The sequence below is a fragment of the Amycolatopsis sp. H20-H5 genome (assembly GCF_035828755.1).
GTDB lineage: Bacteria > Actinomycetota > Actinomycetes > Mycobacteriales > Pseudonocardiaceae > Amycolatopsis.
The window spans coordinates 1-16,749 of record NZ_JAYMZS010000157.1 but is presented as its reverse complement, the minus strand read 5'-3'; the positions used below and the strand labels follow the sequence as shown (position 1 = coordinate 16,749).

Here is a 16,749-nt window from a genome sequence, read left to right as displayed (position 1 = left end):
AACGCTCCGCCGGCGGGCACCGCCGCTACTCCCGCCGCCAACTGCGCCTCGCCGCGCGGGTGCGGGAACTGGTGGATCACGGCACCGGCCTCGACGCCGCCTGCCGCATCATCACCCTCGAAGACCAGCTCCACGCCTCCGAACTCCGCAACGCCGAACTACCATGAAGTGCCCGTCGGGCGTGCGGTCCGACTCAGTCATTCGCGCCGAGGTGACTCGGTCCAGATCGGCACCGTCGCTCGCCGTGCGGGGAGAGCAGGGGGCCGACATCGTCCGCGACCCTCGTGACGATGACGTTCCTTCACACCTCGCGACGTGGGAGTGGGAGGGTGGCGGGGCCCTCGAGCACAGTGTCGTCGACGTCGAAGCGGGAGCCGTGACACGAGCAGTCCCAGCTGCGTTCGGCGCCGTTGAACCGCAGCAGGCATCCCAGATGGGTGCAGCGCAGCGACACCGCGTGCACCGCTCCCGTCCGGTCACGGTAGACACCTTTTTGCCCCGCCCGTCGAACTTCACCCCGGGCGGTGCCGACGGGGACATCGTCGCCGTCGGCGTCGGGTGGCACGAGCCGATCGCCGATGAGATCGAGTGCGACGGCGGTGTTCATCTGCGCCAAGGTGGGCGCCGCGCGCAGACTGACCCGGTGCGGTGAGAAGAGTTCGCCGTGGGGATTGGTGTCGCCGGTGATGCGGTCGGCGAGGATCCGCCCGGCGACGGTGCCCATCGGCAAACCCCACCTCGCGAACCCTGTCGCCACCCACAATGTCGACGAACCGGGGAGATAGGATCCCAATCATCGGCAGCGCGTCGTATGCCTCAGCGTCTTGGGCCGACCAGCGGTGGGTGATGTCCTCGACATCGCCGCTGGTTCCGGGCCCCTGGATCGGCCGTATCCGCGCAGATCAGGGCAGACGACCGTGAAACCCCGCTCGACCAGGCGTGGTGCGACACGGTGAAGGGAGGACTGCTCAAGCTCGATCCGGTCCTCGGTGAAGCCCTCGAACATCATCCGCCGACGCTGAGGCCGCTGCCCGCGTTCAGCGCGCGGCCCGGCGGCGGATGGCTCCGAAGACTCCGGTGGCCACGAACAGCACGAGAGCGACGATCGCCAGCCAGAACAACGATTTGATGGCGAAGCCGAGAACGGCGAGGACGAGCCACAACAGCAGCAAACCGATGATAAGTCCCACGGTCACACCTCCGAGACGACGGGCCCGGTCGAGCCCACGGCGGAGATTCCCGGTGGTGACCGCCTTCAAACCTCTCCCGAGGCGCCCGGTTCGCGGTCGTCAAGGAACGGTGCGTGATCACGGCCAGAACCACTGGCAGGGCTTCGGCTTGTCGGGTACCGATCGCCACGACCGGCCGTGCGATCGACGCCTGCAGTGTCGCCGGGCCCCGCTTCCCGCAGTGACGGCTAGCACCACGACCAGCGATCGGTCCGGGACGCCGGTCGCACCCACAGCCCGGTGCGCCGCTCTATCCCGGCGAGCCGCCGCCGGTCGAGCCGGGCGCCACCTGACCGCAGTTCCCGGGCGGCGCGTCCGCGACCACATCGCCGCCCCGCCACGGGCCTTCGTGACGATGTGGGTGCGCACCGACATCGTTCTCACACCTCGGGTGAGGCCTGCCTATGGGGCACGGTGGCCTTGGAAACCGACGATCGACCCGGCGAACGACGCCGCCGGGATCGCCCCGATGTCGATGTGTCCGGCGCCGCAACGCCACCAGCGGCGGACACGGGATCGCCCTCGCGCTGGCACGCAGTCTCGTCGAGGCCGAGCAGAGCCGACTGGCCCTCCGCCAGACGGAGCCGCCTCTGTTGACTCTGCTGCTCTCGTTCCGGGAAGCCTGACCCGCTGCTGATTTTCCCCTGAGCTTGCTTTTCGCTGTCCTACGGCACACCGGCTACGACCTAACGTCGGTTCATGAGCGAGGCTCCCGGCACGGTCATCCCACGCGGACGGTCGCGAAAGCGACAGAGGCGCCGGACGGTTGTACTGGTCCTGCTCGTTCTCCTTGTCTATCCGGCCGGTACCTACGTCCGGGCGCTGACCTATCCGGGTGACGCGTCCCTGACTGTGCGATCGGTCGACTGGGTACGGGACATGGGTCTGGGCGGGATGGTCAACTCCGTCGAGAACTGGTGGTACACCAGGAATCCGCCCTCGTCGGCACCTCCGTCCGCGGCGGAGTTACCCAGCCGGGCGCTGAACCGCGTCACGTCGCCCACCGCGCAGCGGCCCTCTGACTTGGCGCCGTCCGCGCATCCACTGCCCGGTGAGGGCCTCTGGGTGCCGGGCGTGCCCGCGCCGGGCGGCGGAGCCATTGACTACACGACCTTTCTGCGGCCGGACGCGGCACACGGCAGTGTCGTCGCCGGCGTGGCCTGGCTCAACCAGAATTTGGTTCGGACCCAGCTGATCGGCGGGACCAAGGAACCTGGCGGCACCGGCCAGGCGAGGGTGCCTGCTGCGCTGCGACCGTCGTTGCTGGCGACCTTCAACTCGGGTTTCCGGTTCAAGGACTCGCCCGGTGGCTATTACGCCGGCGGACGCGAGTTCGTGCCGTTGCAGGACGGCAGGGCGTCGGCGGTGATCCACCGCGACGGGGTTGTTTCCGTCGCGCAGTGGGGACGCGACGCCACCGTGACCGCCGATGTGGTCGCGGTGCGGCAGAACTTGGATCTCGTCGTCGACGATGCCCGGCCCGCGGCGGGACTCGAACAGAACCCGGCCGGGCACTGGGGGAGTGCGAGCAACCAGTTCCAGTACACCTGGCGCTCCGGAGTCGGTGTGGACACGGCCGGGAACCTGGTTTACGTGGCCGGCGACAAACTGACCCTGACCACGCTCGCCGCCGCGATGGTGCGGGCCGGCGTCGTGCGCGGCATGGAACTGGACATCCACTCGGGCATGGTCACCTTCAACACCTACCGCCCCGGCCCGCAGGCCGTCGCGCCCGACAAGCTGCTGCCGACGATGCCGGGCGCGGCCGACCGTTACCTCAAGGATGATCAACGGGACTTTTTCGTGGTCGTCGTCCGGGCATCCAGGTCGGTGCTGCCGTGACACTGGTGCCGGAGGAACGGCCGCGAGACCCGATCGTGGACGGGCCCGCTGGCGAACGTTCCGGGCCGGGTACCACCGGTCTGGTCGCGGCGGCGGCGGTCTTCGGTGTGCCGGCGATACTGGTGGCGTTGGCGGTCGTGCTGAACTGGGACCCGGTGATCACGCTCGACCGGAGCGTGGCCGTGTTTCTGCATGGCTACGCCGTCGATCATCCGGCCGTGGCCCGGGTGACACAGGTCTGGACGGACGTTTTCGGCCCATGGACGTGGCGAGTCTCGGTGGTCGTGGTCGCTGTGTGGACTTTCCTGCATCGCCGGCGGCTCGTGGCGGTGTGGGCGTTAGCCGCCCTGGTGCTGGGCGGTGCGGTCGACGGCGGGGTCAAGCTGCTGCTCGGACGGACCCGGCCGGTCTGGACCGATCCGGTGTCCCAGGCGAGTGGGCCGTCGTTCCCGTCCGGCCACGCGCTGACGTCCGCGCTGGGCGGGGCGATCCTCGTGCTGCTGGTGTGGCCGGCGCTGTGTCAGGGGTTGCGCCGGACGATTTGTCCCGTCGTCGCAACCGCCGTGTTCCTCACGGGTTTCTCCCGGCTCTTGCTGGGAGTTCACTACCTGAGTGATGTCGTCGCGGGCTGGTTGTTCGCGCTGTCACTGGTCTCGGCGACCTGTTTATGGATGGCCCGGCCAGGCCATCCTGGCAGGTGCGAGGGACCGCCTCGCCCGGCGCGCTGAGGGTCACGCCGGGCGAGGCGGTTCAGCGTTCGTCGCCGGGTCATCCGAGGGACGGCAGCGCGGGTGGTTCCCTCGGTCCGGACCGACTGTGGGGTCCTCGAGTGCAAGTCCGGCAGCTCACGAATCGTCGGCGCGATCTGCGTCGTTTCCACGGAGTTCCGCACAGTCGGCGTTCCCCCTTGCCGTTCTCCGCTGACCACCAGCGCGACGTCATGATCGTTGGCGGCCGCTCCGCCGTGTTCGGCGATCCTTCCCTTGCCGTCGGTGTAGCCGACTCAGTGCTGCGCGATGCCGAACACCTTGACACCAGTATTGCGCGGCATGATGAAGGCCCCCGCGACGTGTTTGCCGTGTTGCTGACCTGCAGAGTTGGCCGTTGGATGGCACCGGGTTGCTCCCCACGATTCGGCGTTTCCGCCATAGCTTTCTCATCGACCTGCGTGTTTCAGATCTGGATGACCGCCCCTGCAAATCCCCAGATCTGAGGGGCTCGGTGTGGCGTTGACACTGCGCCCTGACACCGCGCCCTGACACTGCCGACCATCGTCCCGGCCGCCCTGAGCATGCTCGGTCCGGCAGTTCACGTGTCCGGTGGTTCTCCTGTGACGAACGGGGTGGACGTCGGTAACGCTGGCGCACCGTCACCACCGTCGGCGGTGTCGTTCACGAGCTAGTACCAATGTTGTGTAGTTAGGTGCTGTCGTGGTGTGTCAAGAGGATGTTGATGCCGATGGTGGCTTTGTAGCTGGTTCGGATGCGCCGGTCGGGCAGGAGGTTGGCTAGGACGAGTCTGCCGATCGCGCCGACGAGGTCGATGTTGGTGTCGGCGATGACGCTGGTGGCGTGCACGATCTGGTCGCGGGCAGCGTGCAGGGCGATGGTGAACGCGGCCCGGTCTGGGTCGGTGCCGGGTTGGGTGTCGGTGGCGTCGGCCATCGCGGTGCGCAGGATTTGGTAGGTGACGAGCAGGGCGTAGATCTCCTGGACCACACCGGTTGGGGTGCGGGCTCGGAGGACTTTCCCGCCCAGGATGGTGGATTTGATCTCCAGGAACGCGGTCTCGATCTCCCAGCGTTGGTGATAGAGCGTGAGAAGCCCAGCAGCGGGATAGCGGTGGTGGTCGAGCAGGGTGGTGGCCAGCCGGTAGAGGCTGGTGTGCTGGCCGTTGTCGGTGCTGATGGTGATCTCGGCGTCGATCACCCGCACCGCGACCCGGCTGAGCATGGACGGGTAGGACCCGTCGGGGTAGCGCCGCAGCACGGGCATTGTGCGCCCGTTTTTGAGGCGTACCAGGAATTTCGCGCCGGTCTCGTCGATCGAGGCGAGTAGGTCTTTGGTGGCGAAGTTGCGGTCGAGCAGCACGATCATGCCGGTGTGCATGCTGGGCAGGAGCCGGTGGGTGTAGGTGGTCTCGCCGAGGCTGGTGGGGCCGAACACTGCGTCGATGATCGTGCGGGTGCCGCAGGCTACCAGGGCCAGGACCCGGATCAGCGGGTATCCCGAACCGCCGTTGTTGCAGCGGTGTTTGGTGTACTCGGGCAGATTCGCGGTGCTGTCGGGTGCGGTCATGGTGGTGCCGTCGATCGCGCAGACGAGCAACCCACGCCGCCGGGTGCCGGTGGTGGCGATACCGGCGGCAGGGCCGCGCAGCAGGTCGAACAGTGCTTTCATCGGCGCGATCCCGAGACGGCGGCGGGCCTGGCACAACGCCCCGGCGGTCGGTGTGGCCACGTCCAGGCCGTCCAGTCCGGAGACGAGCCGGTGCCGTACCTGGCTGTAGCCCTGGTCCGCGAACAGGCACCCGGCCAGCAGGAGGTAGACCACGACACGCGACGGCAGATCCCGCACCCGGGCCTGGACGGTGCGGGATTCGACGAGGACTTCGTCGATCAGGTCGAACGGCACGATCTGGGTCAACTCACCCAGATGACCAGGCGCGAACCGACCTGACGCCACAGTGATCGTGCGGGTGATGACAGACTGAGCAGGCAGCGGAGCCCCTTGGTAGCGGTTGTCTCGCGAGGACAAACCTGTCTACCGGGGCCCCGCTGCCTCACTCACAGCAGCCCCTTGACAACACCCCACACCGACTAACTACACGGCATTGCTGCTAGATCCGCCGACTCGCCGGAGATCACCGATCAAGTCCCCCGATCGGTGGGGCCTGTTAAAGGTGCCGAACCGGGGCCAAATCACGGGTTCTGGCCCATATTTCGTGATCGTCTCGGCCCCTGGTCGTCAGTCGGCGAGCAGGATTCGCTTGCGGAGCAGGTCGAATGAGGCGCGGCCGTACATTTGCCTCTTGATCATTTTGATGCGGTTGACGTTGCCTTCGACGGCTCCGGAGCTGTGGTGCAGGGTGAGTCCGTTGAGGACTGCTGCGTAGTCCTGCCGGAGTCCGTTGACGAACGAGCGCAGGTAAGGCAGGTCATCACCCTCGACGTCGCGCATCCAGGTGTCGAGCCGCTCGCCGTGGCGGCCGGTGAGCATCTGGGCGAAGGTCCGGACGTGGGCAGCGGTAGCGCTCAGGTGCGAGCACACGTCAAGAACTCGGGTGAGATCGCGCCGGTCGTGGTCATCAAGGTCCTCAGGGCGGCGCAGCATCCACGACGTGATGGTGCGTACCTTCGGCGTCGTCGGCTTCGCCGGCGGCGCGGCACTCAGCTCGCGGAAGGGCGCGAGGTGATCACGGACCGAGCTGTAGCAGCCACGGTAGCCCTGAGTGGTGATCTCGCGGTGCAGCTGCAGGACGTTGGTGCACCCCTCGTTCCACCGCCGATGCAGGTACGGCTTGTACTCGTCGAGTTTGACCGGGCGCCCGGCACGGGCCTTGGCCAGCAGCTCATCGACGCTCTCCGCGCGATAGAAGCGGCGCACCGTGTCCTTGGCCAGCTCGAGCTCCCGCATGATCGCCTTGATGCCCTTGCCTGTCGCCTTCATGGCCTGGACTGCCTCGTACCGCTGTTTCGTGCGCACGATGAGCGCGGACTGTTCCGTGCGGTCGGCGAGTGCGGCTTGCGCTGTATCGGCCAGGCCAGCGGTGCGCACCTCGACGACGAGCTGGGATTCGGGCTGGGCCTCGGGTTGGGGATCCCACTCGGCGCGCACGCAGTGGTGGTGGGCGGCGATGGTCTTTTCGGTGTATCCGGCCAGGTTGTGCCATAAGTGCCAGCGGTCTGCGACCTGGATGGCCTTCGGCGCGCCGGTGCGGGCGCCCTCGGCATAGGCCCCGGCGCGGTCGCGGCACACGACTGTCGTTCCGGGGTGATCGGACAGCCACGTCGCGAGCGTGGCAGCTTCCCGGTCGGGCAGAACATCGACCGGCCGGTGAGTGTCCATGTCGATCAAGACGGTGCCGTAGTTGTGGCCGCGGCGTAGGGCGAAATCGTCGACCCCCAACACCGTCACCGATCCGGCCTGGGGATCGGGCAGCGCGCGGATCAGCCGTAATAGTGTGCTCCGGCTGGCAAACAAGCCCAGCATCGCCGCCAGGCGAGCGCCGGCGCGACCGGCCACCGCGAGCCCGATCGCCTCGAGCATGGTCCGCAGTAACGGTGTGCGCCGGCGGTAGGGCTGGGTCAGTCCGGTGACCTGCTCCGCGAAAGTCTTGGCGGGGCAGGCAGTCTCGGCACAGAAGAACCGCCGGACGCGGAGCCGGATCACGAGCCGCCGACCCGCCACGGCGGCATCGGCAACCCGGCGCTCATATCTCGAATGCACCCGTACCGAGCGCTGACCGCAGCCTGGGCACGCTGCCTCGACAGCTCGGGGATGCGCCCACATCCACACCGTCGAGCCGATCTGCTCGACCCGCTCAACCACGACACCCGCCAGATGCGGAAACAGCACGTCCAGACCATGATCAACCCACGGTCGGACATGATCACAGAGCCCTTGCCGCGCCGTCGCAGCGGGTCAACACGATCACGAAATATGGGCCAGAACCAAATCACGATGCCATGGCCAGCGGTCGTCTTGGCAATAGTTTGGTTCACCACTACGGACGTCACTGCCGTCCTCGTGGTCCTCGCTTTCATTGTCGGCAGTGGCCTTCTGGGCAGACTGTTCGCTGGAAAGCGCAAGAACAAGTAGAGCTCGAAACCCTGTCACCTGCGGTGGTCGGCGGCGTGCACGGCCGCCGCAGGTGACGTCGGGTTCAGCGGCAGTACCTCCCACAAGGAGCACGACTCCGCGCCTGGGCAGTCCCATACTTACGTCGTAATGAAGGAAATGTTCGAGCTACTGGCGCCGATGACGACTGTTTGATCACCATCGTGGCGGGCACCACAGTCTCGGCGTTCGTGGATCTCGCCTCGTTCGCGTGGAGCGGCAGCGCGTCGGGAGGCTGGCACCCATCGACCTGCCCCGCCGGAACGCCGGTTGCTGCATCGAGGCCGCCCGCGTTCCGGCGTCTGCGGGGTGTGTGGCTGCTGCGCTTCCCGGTGCGCGGGTCAAGGCTTGTCGTGGTGCTCGGTTTTGCGGTGCTGTGCCATCGCCTCCAGGATGCCCAGCAGCTGCAATTTGTCGGCGTCGGTACTTCCCTGGAAGGTGTTCGCGACTTCACGGGGTCTCACGCTGGTGAGACCGACCTCCCGCATGAGGTCATACGTCCGCTGCTCCAGCGGATCCAGCTGACTCGCTTCAGTGTCAGGGTAAGGGAAGCTGCTGGCCGGCACCGTGGGGTCGAGCAGTCTCGGGTCGATGCGCCAGAATTCGCCTAAAGCGGTGAGGATCGCGGTCCGTGGGGTGACGTTTTTTCCTTCACGCAGGTTGTACAGCGAGGATTTGGTCATCGTCAGGCCAGTGCGAGCGCGTACCCACTCGACGATCTGCGGCACCGTCGACGTCTTGGACACATAGGGGCTCGCGCGCCCGGGAGCGGCGGCGATCACGTCAGGATCGACCACGGGCGAGCGGTCGTCTTTGCGGATCCAGAACCGCGACTCGGTCTCGATCAAGTAGGACAGGCGGTCCGCCAAGGTCGGTAAGGCCAGCACCCGCAGAGCGAGCTCGTGGTACTGCCCGCGCGAACGCCGCGGCAGTGGCGAGTCGATGTCCTGTGGTGCTGTCTGGCCAGCCGGGTGCGGAGATGGCCGCGTCGTCACATCGGGTCCCTCATCCAACGGTGCCGTCCCCCAACGTCGTCGGTGGTGTCTGCTGTCAGTGTTCACATCGTAGGGGGCGTAGAGGTCCGCAGGATACCAGACTGCCCGCTTCGGTTGACAATATCGACTACTTGCCTACTATTGACATCAGATAGTCAACTGTCGTGGTCGATTCTGGACCCACAGGACACCGGGCGCAAGGCCGGAGCCGCCCGCAGCACAGACGCAGCATCGACTCGTGCCGACAGTGGAGCGCCACGGTCGGCCCGCCCCGGCCCGCTCGAGGCGACGTCGCTGTCGGCAGGGGCGCCCGGCCGTGGCGCGGGGACACCCACGGCGGGGTGGTCTCGCAGTGGCAACGGCTCGGCGCGGCGCGCGACGCTATCCGGTTCCCGGTGGTCGGCGCGTGCTGGCGATGTCGCCCGGGCCACGGTGCGCGCTGCCGACGCGGTATCGCGGCAGTACCCGCGGGTCGATGTTCACCGTCGCGTCGACTGGGCCGCGTTCGGCGTGGTGGTCCCGGTGCTGGCCGCGTCGCCAGGTGGCGGCGCGAGTGTGGCCGCGGCAGTCCTGGCGGACGCCGCGCAGGCCGCTGGGCGTTCGGTGCTGCTGGTCGACACCGCGGATCCCGCGCGGTCCGGGCTCAACCGCGCCGCCGCGTCGGATGGACCCCAGGTACGGGGGCCGCATCCGGCGGTCCGCGTGCGTTTCTCCTGGCGCGGGCGGGCAGTGCTGGCGCGGGCGGAGACGACACTGCCCGTCCTCGCGCCCGGTCTGGTGCCACCGCCGGGATTCTGGCGGCCGGGCGAGTGGCACATCGACGTGACCGTGGTCGATCTCGGTCACGATCCCTGGCGCGTCACGGCGCATCCGCTCGCGGGATCCGGTGCGTGGCTGCGCACCGGGACGCCGGCTCCACAACCGATGCTGGTGGTGCGCCCCACCGTCCCGTCGCTTCGCCCATGCCGAGCAGGTGCTGGCGCGGCTGGATCCGTGGATCCAGGCGGGGATCGCGGTCGCTCCCGTGCACCTGGTGGTCACCGGCGCCAGGAAGTGGCCACCGGCCGTGGCGGGTGCCGCGGGGCACCGGGTGCAGCAGCTGATGGCCGACGCGACGTTCCTGCCCCACGACGCCGACATCGCGGCCCACGGCATCACCGCGGCGGTGACCCCGAAACGGCTCCGCGCCAGCGTCACCGCCGCACTGCGGCGAACCGGCGCCCTCACCGCACCGTGTTCCCCACCCGACACCCGGGCCGACCGCGGTCGGGCGACCCGATCGACGGGAGGTATCGATGGCCCACCGCCTGATGCCGCGACCTGACGAGCGTTGCCGCAGAACAACTCCATCAGCCCTCATCATCCATTCTGGACACTGATCGCGTGCCGTGTCGGGTGTGGACAGACCCGGCACTGCGATAGCTCGCCGCTCGCAAGCCCATCGCCGCTGACCAACCATGTCTCACCCTCGTTGACGAAGCCCTCCCCGCTCCGTTCGCTCGGCCTCGGCTGGGCGCGGGAAGGGGAATCCGTTCATGCTCGGCCACACGTTCGTCCACGTCCTGGGGGACTGGCTCGCCCAGCCCCCCGGCCCTTCGGCACCACCGCCGACGTCAGGCCCGCTGGGTATCCCCACTCCGGTGCCGTTGCCGCCACCGGGATCCGGCCGGATACTCGGGATCCTCAACAACGCGAAGTGGGCCGCCGGTGTCGCGCTGGTCATGGGCTTCTTCATCGGCATCATCGTGTGGGCCGGGGGCCGGTGGATCGACCATCACCGCGCTGGCAAGGTCGGTTTGGTCATGATGCTCTGCGCGGTCGGTGGCGCGATCCTCTACGGCATCGGCTACACGCTGATCAGCGGCTTCGCGGGCGGCTGACCCATGGACCCGCTCACCGACCTGCGCACGCGTCGCCGCGCCGGAGCCCGCCTCGCCACCCTCGCGCTCGCGGTGGTCGTTGTCGCGGGCGTCGCGGTCTCACTCGTCGTGGCCCATCACGCCACCACCGCGGCGGGCCTACCGACCCCGCACCCGCCGACCTCCTCGCGCGCGGTCCCGGTCGAGCCCGGGTGGGACCTCGCGGGCCAGGCCGCGCTGGCGACCCGGCCGATGCTGGCCCTGCCGATCACCGCCGCGCAGCCACACGAACTGACCACCCAGGCCGCGGGCCCCGACATCGTCCTGCCCGCCGCGACCCCAGCGGCGGTGACGGCCGGACGGTGGATCGCCGACACGTTCCCGGGGACCGCGGCGGGGGCGGTGGCGCAGTTGCGGGCGATCGACCAGGCCGGGGCCGCGGGCGGCGACCCCGCCACCTACTCCCGGGCCTACCAGCAGTTCGCGCTGCCCGGCGCACCGGACGTGCGGCACAGCGGCCTGCACGTCGTGCTGACGCATTTGCGCGACAGCGCGGGGATCCCGCCCGGCCAGCTGACACCGGGCCTTGAGCTCACCTACGACGTGACCCACGGCCTGATCAAAGGCACCGCCGACCACGGCCGGTACGTGGTGGTGTGCACGCTCGGACAGCTCTCGCTCACCCGGCAGGGACGCACCACGGTGGTCGGGATCGGTGACTGCCAGGCGCTGCGCTGGACCGGCACCGGCTGGCGCATCAGCCCCGGTGCCCGCGCCGCGTACGCCACGTCGGCATGGCCGGGCAGCGCCGAGTCGGTGGCCGCGGGCTACCGCGCGCTGAGCGGAGGTCAGCGATGACCCCGGACGAACTTGAGAAGCTGCTGGGCACGGTCGGTGACGCACTGGGGCTGGCCGCGAGAACAGCGGTCGCCGCACCGTTCGAACTGTTGATGAAGGCCATCTGGACGACGTCGCTGGCGATCCTGCGGGTGGCGTTCGCGCTCGTCGACACGTTCTCCGCGTTCACCGTGTCGACCACCGACGGGCCCGTGGGGGTGCTGTGGCCGCTGATGCTGTGGATCAGTGGCATCCTCGCGCTCGGACTGTTCTTCACCCAGATCACCGCGGCGATGCTGCGCGGCGGACGCGGGTTCACCCGGCTGCTGGTCGGGCCGTTGCAGTACGGCATCGCGCTCGCCGCGACCGTGGGGATGGTCGCGGTCGCGCTGAGCGCCGCGGACGGGCTGACCGAGGGGATCCTGGACTACGGGTTGCGTGTCGATCGCTTCGACGAGGCGCTGAAGCTGACCGGCCTGACCGACACGCTCACCGAATCCGTGCAGGCGGTGGCGCTCGGCCTGGGCGGGCTGTTCGGCGTGATCCCCGCGGCGCTGGGCTTCGTGGTCGAGATGCTGTTTCGCGAAGCCGCGATCTACATCCTGGTCGCCACCATCCCGCTGACCGCCGCCGGGTTGCTGTACTCCTCGACCACGGTGTGGTTCTGGCGCGGGCTGCGCTGGACGGTCGTCGTGCTCGTCATGAAACCGGCCTTGGCGCTGACGCTGGTGGTCGGCGTCGCGGTCGGTGGTAGCGCCGAGGGGCTCTCGGGGTTGCTGGCGGGGATCGGTGTGCTGCTGGTGTCGCTGTGCGTGCCGCTGGTGCTGTTCAAACTGTTCGCGTTCATCGACCCCAGCACCGACCCCGGGGCGGCGTTGCGCGACCAGGCGTCGCGCGCCGGGCTGGACTCCTACGGCGCCGACAGCCCCGCCGGGACACTCGGCACCCACGCCCTGGGCAAGCTCGGCGGCAAGGGCACAGCCACGAGCAAGGACAGTGGCGACGACGAGAACGGAGACGAGCAGCAGGAACAGGCGAACACCGACCGGTTCGACTCCGCCCTCAACGACCCCGACACCACCGACACCACTGACGGTAGCGACGACGACACCGACGACACCGGCGACGAGGACAACGCCGGTGGTTCCGACGGCGGCGACACGAGCACCGACTCCGACGACGTGGACGACACCGGTGCGGACCCCGGTCCCGTCGACGACGCGGCCGACGACGTCACACCCGCGGACCCGCCGAGCGGCCCGGCCGACGCCCTCGAGGACGACGATGGTGACGACGATCCCGGCCCGGGTGACCCGCCGGGTGGCGGTGGCAGCCCACCGACCCCACCGGTGCCCGGTGACGGCCCCACCACCACCACCGGTGGTGGCGGGGTGTCGGACGCCGAGATCGAGGACGCGGCGGTGGCGCTGTGAGCACCACGACCCGGGTCTATCGCGGCCTGTCGCGTCGCGAGCACTCCGGCTGGATCCTCGGGCTGCACCCAGCGCAGGCGATCACCTGCCTGGTGCTCACGGTGCCCGTCGTGATCGCGCTGTCCGCCGGTGGCCTCACCGACGCGCTGCTGCTCGCGGCGTTCTGCGGCCCGGCCGCGGCGCTGGTCGTGGTCCCGGTGCGGGGCAGGCCCGCCGTGCGGTGGCTGCGGCACCTGCTGCTGTTCCAGGTCGCCGTGGTGTTCGGCTGGTCACGCTGGCAATCCAGCGCCGCGTCCGGGCGCGCCGTCGATCCCGCCGAACCGGACCTGCCCGGCGTCCTGGCCCGGCTGCGGTTCCCCGACGGACCGCCACTGCGGGACGTGGGCCGGGTCTGCCTGATCCACGACACCGCCGAAGGCCGGTGGGGCGCGACCGCGCGCCTGACTCGTGGGTTGTCTCACGGTGCTGGATGGCTGCTGGGTGCTGTTGAGCACGTGCCAGCGATACCGAACTGCGAGACCTGAGCCTCACCGATGAAACGGTCCACTGCGCTCCATATGCAGTCTCCTGCTTGATTTAGGGCAAGGACCAGATACCGTTACCGCCGGAATCGACCAGACATCAGCTCGATGTTTGCTGCACGCTAATCATCCCCCACACAGTCCAACCTGGACTTACCGCGCTGACGCGACATCATCACCCAGCATCTCCCCGACGCGGCCGTCACCGACGAAGCATGGAATGTCGTATGGCGCCACGCCGCGGGCGGGATCACCATCGGACTCGACGCCGACCAAGCCCTCGAACACACAGCCCGGCAACTCTCCACCCGCCTTGACCGGGCGTTGACCTTGTCCCCGGCCGAAGCCGCACGGTGGCTGGTGCACGCGCAGGCGTTCGATCCGTCCGGGATCAAGTCGGGAGCCGTCGGAGACCCGAGGGTGAAGGGCGGGCGTGGGTACCCGATCGGCGTCGGCTGGTCCGGCCACCTCGGTGGCGTCCTACCCGAAGGGCCGACGCTGCGCGAGACGTTGCTGCTCAACCTCATCCCCAGCGACGCGCCCCACGATCTGCCGCCGTGGGAGCGGGCACCGCTGGGACCCGACGATGAGCAGCGCGAGCCGACCGGGCCGGTGGACCCTGTTCACCTGGCAAAGCCGCCGGATCCGACTGGCGCACACCGGCGAACGAGTCACCGGAGTGCTGCTGTGCAACGGCTCTCGCCTGACCCCGCAGAACACCACATCGGAATCGAGCAGGCATTCGCGCAGGACGCCTTGGCCGAGCATGCCGGTCGCGCCGAAGAGGATCACCTTCATCCCGCCGAGTCTAACTAACCAGTAAGATAGCTCGCATGGTGCGCGCATGAAGATGGTCCGCCGGGCAGTCATGCTCGTTGTGGTGTTGCTGCTGCTGTTCGGCGTGCCGTGGTGGGCGCTGGTGTTCCCCAGTCCTGACTGGCCCGCCCCGGTTGCCATCGCCGGTACGGTCGTGTTCGCGCTGGGGCTCGTCGGGTTCCCGCTGATGATGTTCCTCGGCCACAGTCGCCGCGCGCAGGACTGGGCCGCGCGGATCGGCGACAGCACGCTCGGCGTGGTGTGGGTGCTGTTCGTGTGGACCCTGCTGGGTGACTTGCTGCGCCTGGTGCTCATTGTCGCGGGCGTCGAGAACCCGGCGCGCTCGCGGATCGTGGCCGTCGCCGTCGTGGCCGTTTCCCTGGTGCTGGTGGGCTGGGGTCACTTCGAGGCGATGCGGCTGCCGCGGATCAAGCGGGTCGACGTCACGCTGGCGCGGCTGGGCGCAGGGCTGGACGGGACCAGGGTCGTGGTCATCACCGACACCCATCTCGGGCCGCTCGAGCGCACGGCCTGGTCGGCGAAGGTCGCCGCAGCTGTCAACGAGCTCGACGGCGACGTCGTGATCCACGCGGGCGACATCGCGGACGGTTCGGTGGCGCGCCGCCGGGGCCAGGCCGAGCCGCTGCGCACGATCCGCGCTCGACTGTCCAAAGTATACGTAACGGGCAACCACGAGTACTTCGGCGAGGCGCAGGCGTGGCTCGACCACATGGACGAGCTCGGCTGGGAACCGTTGCACAACAGGCATCTCGTCGTCGAACGCGGCGGAGACCGGCTCGTCGTCGCCGGGGTGGACGACGCGACGGCGGCGGGTTCCCGGGTGGCGGGCCACGGCGCCGACCTGACCCGTGCACTCGGCGGCGCCGACTCGGAGCTACCGGTGCTGCTGGTGGCCCACCAGCCGAAGCAGATCGGGGAGGCCGTCCGCGCCGGGGTCGACCTGCAGATCTCCGGGCACACCCACGGCGGCCAGATCTGGCCGTTCCACTACCTCGTGCGGGTGGACCAGCCGTCGGTGCACGGGCTGAGCAGACACGGCGAGCGGACCCAGCTCTATACGAGCCGGGGCACCGAATTCTGGGGCCCGCCCTTGCGCGTCTTCGCGCCGAGCGAGATCACCGTGCTCACCCTGCGTTCGGCCTGACGCCTGCTCCGCGCACCACCAGGGTGGCCGACTGGGGCCGGAATCCAACTCACCCGCCGCTCGTATCGTGCGGCAGTTCGGTGGACCCTTTTGCGAACAAGCGATTCACGATTATCCGGAATGGCAGGAACGGCGGAAATTTTCCCGCAGTGGCGGTTTTCGGTAACCGCGTTAAAGGGTTGCGAAAGATGTAACACACGCTGCGCGGCGGGCGACTGAATTCGGGCCGGACTGTGAGCTTTCCGGCGCTTCAGCCACTTTTGGCCGCTGTGCAGGGGGAGCGATGCCGCGTTCGGAAAGCGCCGGTCCGGTGCGTGTCGACGTTTCTTCCCGTTATCCCGTGGTCGAGTTCGAGCTGCTCGATTCGGCGCATCGGACGGTGGCCAGCGCGCCCCGTCGATTGTGTGTCGATATCGCTCCCGGGGTGTACGAATTGCGGACGACCGCCGGGCGGTTCGAGCGGACCGAGGTCCTCACGATGCGGCCGGGCTCGCCCCACGTGGTCGGTGACGTGCCGCTGGACGTGCCCACCGCGACCCCCCGCGCCGACCACCCGCACGCCGTCGCCACGGGGAACCTGAGCGCCGGGATCGCCGACCGGATCGACGACGGCGCCGGTCTCGTGCTGGTCCTGCGGGGTGCGGCGGGCAAGGCGCCCGCGCCCGCGGACGTCGAGGTGCTCGACGAGCATTCCGCCCGGCTGACCGAACCTGCGGACTGGCAGGGCGACGCGGTGGCGGGCTGGACCGGCTGGACCCGCGTCGGGCCGCCGGGCGGGTACGTCGTGCGGTACCGCACCGGAAGGTCGTCCGGCAGCTGGCTCGAGGTCCCGCTGTGGCTGCAGGCGGGCTGGCAGACCGTGGTCTTCGTCCCCTGCGAAGGCGGACCGGACCCGGCCGCGGCGACGGTGCACCTGACGCCGCGTGGCGTCACCTGGACCGGTCATACCGGCCGCGACGTGTTGTGCCAGCTCCTGTTGTGCTGTCTCGAAACGGGACAAGCCGTCCCGCCGTTCGTGCTGGAGGAGCACGTGCCGGACTGGCGTCGTGACCCGATGTTGGCGTTGCTGGCCGGGGCCGCGATGGCGGCCACCGGCGGCCAGGAGTACGCCCGCCTGCTCGCCGAGGTGGAACGGCTGCTGCCGGGACATCCGGACGTCGCGGCACTGCGGCTGGGCCGGTCGCCACGACCGTCCTGGACACCCAGGCTGCACT

At 69.0% G+C, this 16,749-nt stretch carries 18 protein-coding genes and 1 pseudogene; 13 read left to right on the top strand and 6 right to left on the bottom strand.

Annotated elements, in window-relative coordinates; genetic code table 11:
* Nucleotides 1-167: MerR family transcriptional regulator (locus tag QMK34_RS42920; protein WP_442785341.1), on the top strand; the 167-nt coding region annotated here is incomplete at its 5' end.
* Nucleotides 168-301: 134 nt separating this feature from the next.
* Here QMK34_RS42920 and QMK34_RS42915 read toward each other — a convergent pair.
* Both QMK34_RS42915 and QMK34_RS42910 read right to left on the bottom strand, forming a co-directional pair.
* Nucleotides 302-724, bottom strand: a complete 423-nt coding sequence (locus QMK34_RS42915) for a Rieske 2Fe-2S domain-containing protein (RefSeq protein ID WP_326420580.1) — start codon at nt 722-724, stop codon at nt 302-304.
* Nucleotides 725-1,037: 313 nt separating this feature from the next.
* Nucleotides 1,038-1,190 (bottom strand): hypothetical protein, encoded by a 153-nt coding sequence (locus QMK34_RS42910; protein WP_326420579.1) that lies wholly within the window; start codon nt 1,188-1,190, stop codon nt 1,038-1,040.
* A gap of 738 nt (nt 1,191-1,928) precedes the next feature.
* On the opposite strand from QMK34_RS42910, the gene QMK34_RS42905 reads away from it, so the two are divergent.
* The 3 genes from QMK34_RS42905 (at nt 1,929) to QMK34_RS42895 (ending at nt 4,284) form a co-directional block, all read left to right on the top strand.
* Entirely contained in the window at nt 1,929-3,071 is a 1,143-nt protein-coding gene (locus QMK34_RS42905) for a hypothetical protein (RefSeq protein ID WP_326420578.1), read from the top strand.
* Nucleotides 3,068-3,799, top strand: a complete 732-nt coding sequence (locus QMK34_RS42900; protein WP_326420577.1) for a phosphatase PAP2 family protein — start codon at nt 3,068-3,070, stop codon at nt 3,797-3,799. Before QMK34_RS42905 ends, QMK34_RS42900 begins: the two co-directional genes overlap by 4 nt.
* A 179-nt stretch (nt 3,800-3,978) precedes the next feature.
* Nucleotides 3,979-4,284 (top strand): hypothetical protein, encoded by a 306-nt coding sequence (locus tag QMK34_RS42895; protein WP_326420576.1) that lies wholly within the window; start codon nt 3,979-3,981, stop codon nt 4,282-4,284.
* A 205-nt stretch (nt 4,285-4,489) separates the two neighbouring features.
* Here QMK34_RS42895 and QMK34_RS42890 read toward each other — a convergent pair whose 3' ends face one another.
* The 4 genes from QMK34_RS42890 to QMK34_RS42875 form a co-directional block, all read right to left on the bottom strand.
* A complete protein-coding gene (locus QMK34_RS42890; protein WP_326420575.1) occupies nt 4,490-5,755 on the bottom strand; it encodes an IS4 family transposase in 1,266 nt (421 codons plus the stop codon).
* Nucleotides 5,756-6,037: 282 nt separating this feature from the next.
* Nucleotides 6,038-7,648 carry an ISL3 family transposase gene (locus tag QMK34_RS42885; RefSeq protein WP_326420574.1) on the bottom strand — a complete coding sequence of 537 codons (1,611 nt, stop codon included), beginning with the start codon at nt 7,646-7,648 and terminating at the stop codon, nt 6,038-6,040.
* A 602-nt stretch (nt 7,649-8,250) separates the two neighbouring features.
* Nucleotides 8,251-8,757 carry a hypothetical protein gene (locus QMK34_RS42880; protein WP_326420573.1) on the bottom strand — a complete coding sequence of 169 codons (507 nt, stop codon included), beginning with the start codon at nt 8,755-8,757 and terminating at the stop codon, nt 8,251-8,253.
* 528 nt (nt 8,758-9,285) lie between these two features.
* Complete coding sequence (locus QMK34_RS42875) at nt 9,286-9,750, bottom strand: hypothetical protein (protein ID WP_326420572.1); 465 nt, start codon at nt 9,748-9,750, stop codon at nt 9,286-9,288.
* A 127-nt stretch (nt 9,751-9,877) separates the two neighbouring features.
* On the opposite strand from QMK34_RS42875, the gene QMK34_RS42870 reads away from it, so the two are divergent.
* From QMK34_RS42870 to QMK34_RS42830, 9 genes and pseudogenes are all read left to right on the top strand, one after another.
* Nucleotides 9,878-10,228 (top strand): hypothetical protein, encoded by a 351-nt coding sequence (locus QMK34_RS42870; protein WP_326420571.1) that lies wholly within the window; start codon nt 9,878-9,880, stop codon nt 10,226-10,228.
* A gap of 211 nt (nt 10,229-10,439) precedes the next feature.
* On the top strand, nt 10,440-10,784 hold the full coding sequence (locus QMK34_RS42865; protein ID WP_326420570.1) for a hypothetical protein: 345 nt from the start codon (nt 10,440-10,442) through the stop codon (nt 10,782-10,784).
* A gap of 3 nt (nt 10,785-10,787) precedes the next feature.
* Nucleotides 10,788-11,621 carry a hypothetical protein gene (locus tag QMK34_RS42860; protein ID WP_326420569.1) on the top strand — a complete coding sequence of 278 codons (834 nt, stop codon included), beginning with the start codon at nt 10,788-10,790 and terminating at the stop codon, nt 11,619-11,621.
* A complete protein-coding gene (locus QMK34_RS42855) occupies nt 11,618-13,033 on the top strand; it encodes a hypothetical protein (protein WP_326420568.1) in 1,416 nt (471 codons plus the stop codon). The genes QMK34_RS42860 and QMK34_RS42855 overlap by 4 nt, the downstream gene beginning before the upstream one ends.
* Nucleotides 13,030-13,557, top strand: coding sequence for an SCO6880 family protein (locus tag QMK34_RS42850; protein ID WP_326420567.1), 528 nt, complete (start codon nt 13,030-13,032; stop codon nt 13,555-13,557). The genes QMK34_RS42855 and QMK34_RS42850 overlap by 4 nt, the downstream gene beginning before the upstream one ends.
* 357 nt (nt 13,558-13,914) lie before the next feature.
* Nucleotides 13,915-14,112 (top strand): annotated as a pseudogene (locus QMK34_RS42845) (type I-E CRISPR-associated protein Cse1/CasA); the annotation flags it as partial.
* A 28-nt stretch (nt 14,113-14,140) separates the two neighbouring features.
* Nucleotides 14,141-14,377 (top strand): type I-E CRISPR-associated protein Cse1/CasA, encoded by a 237-nt coding sequence (locus tag QMK34_RS42840; RefSeq protein ID WP_326420581.1) that lies wholly within the window; start codon nt 14,141-14,143, stop codon nt 14,375-14,377.
* Nucleotides 14,378-14,398: 21 nt separating this feature from the next.
* Nucleotides 14,399-15,535 carry a metallophosphoesterase gene (locus QMK34_RS42835; RefSeq protein WP_326420566.1) on the top strand — a complete coding sequence of 379 codons (1,137 nt, stop codon included), beginning with the start codon at nt 14,399-14,401 and terminating at the stop codon, nt 15,533-15,535.
* 283 nt (nt 15,536-15,818) lie between these two features.
* On the top strand, nt 15,819-16,749 hold a 931-nt coding region (locus QMK34_RS42830; RefSeq protein WP_326420565.1), incomplete at its 3' end, for a hypothetical protein.

Bases quoted from the DNA above. Each gene is read 5' to 3' on its own strand.
- QMK34_RS42865 (WP_326420570.1), top strand. From the start codon at position 10,440: ATGCTCGGCCACACGTTCGTCCACGTCCTGGGGGACTGGCTCGCCCAG.
- QMK34_RS42835 (WP_326420566.1), top strand. From the start codon at position 14,399: ATGAAGATGGTCCGCCGGGCAGTCATGCTCGTTGTGGTGTTGCTGCTG.
- QMK34_RS42905 (WP_326420578.1), top strand. From the start codon at position 1,929: ATGAGCGAGGCTCCCGGCACGGTCATCCCACGCGGACGGTCGCGAAAG.
- QMK34_RS42860 (WP_326420569.1), top strand. From the start codon at position 10,788: ATGGACCCGCTCACCGACCTGCGCACGCGTCGCCGCGCCGGAGCCCGC.
- QMK34_RS42840 (WP_326420581.1), top strand. From the start codon at position 14,141: ATGAGCAGCGCGAGCCGACCGGGCCGGTGGACCCTGTTCACCTGGCAA.
- QMK34_RS42855 (WP_326420568.1), top strand. From the start codon at position 11,618: ATGACCCCGGACGAACTTGAGAAGCTGCTGGGCACGGTCGGTGACGCA.
- QMK34_RS42915 (WP_326420580.1), bottom strand. From the start codon at position 724: ATGGGCACCGTCGCCGGGCGGATCCTCGCCGACCGCATCACCGGCGAC.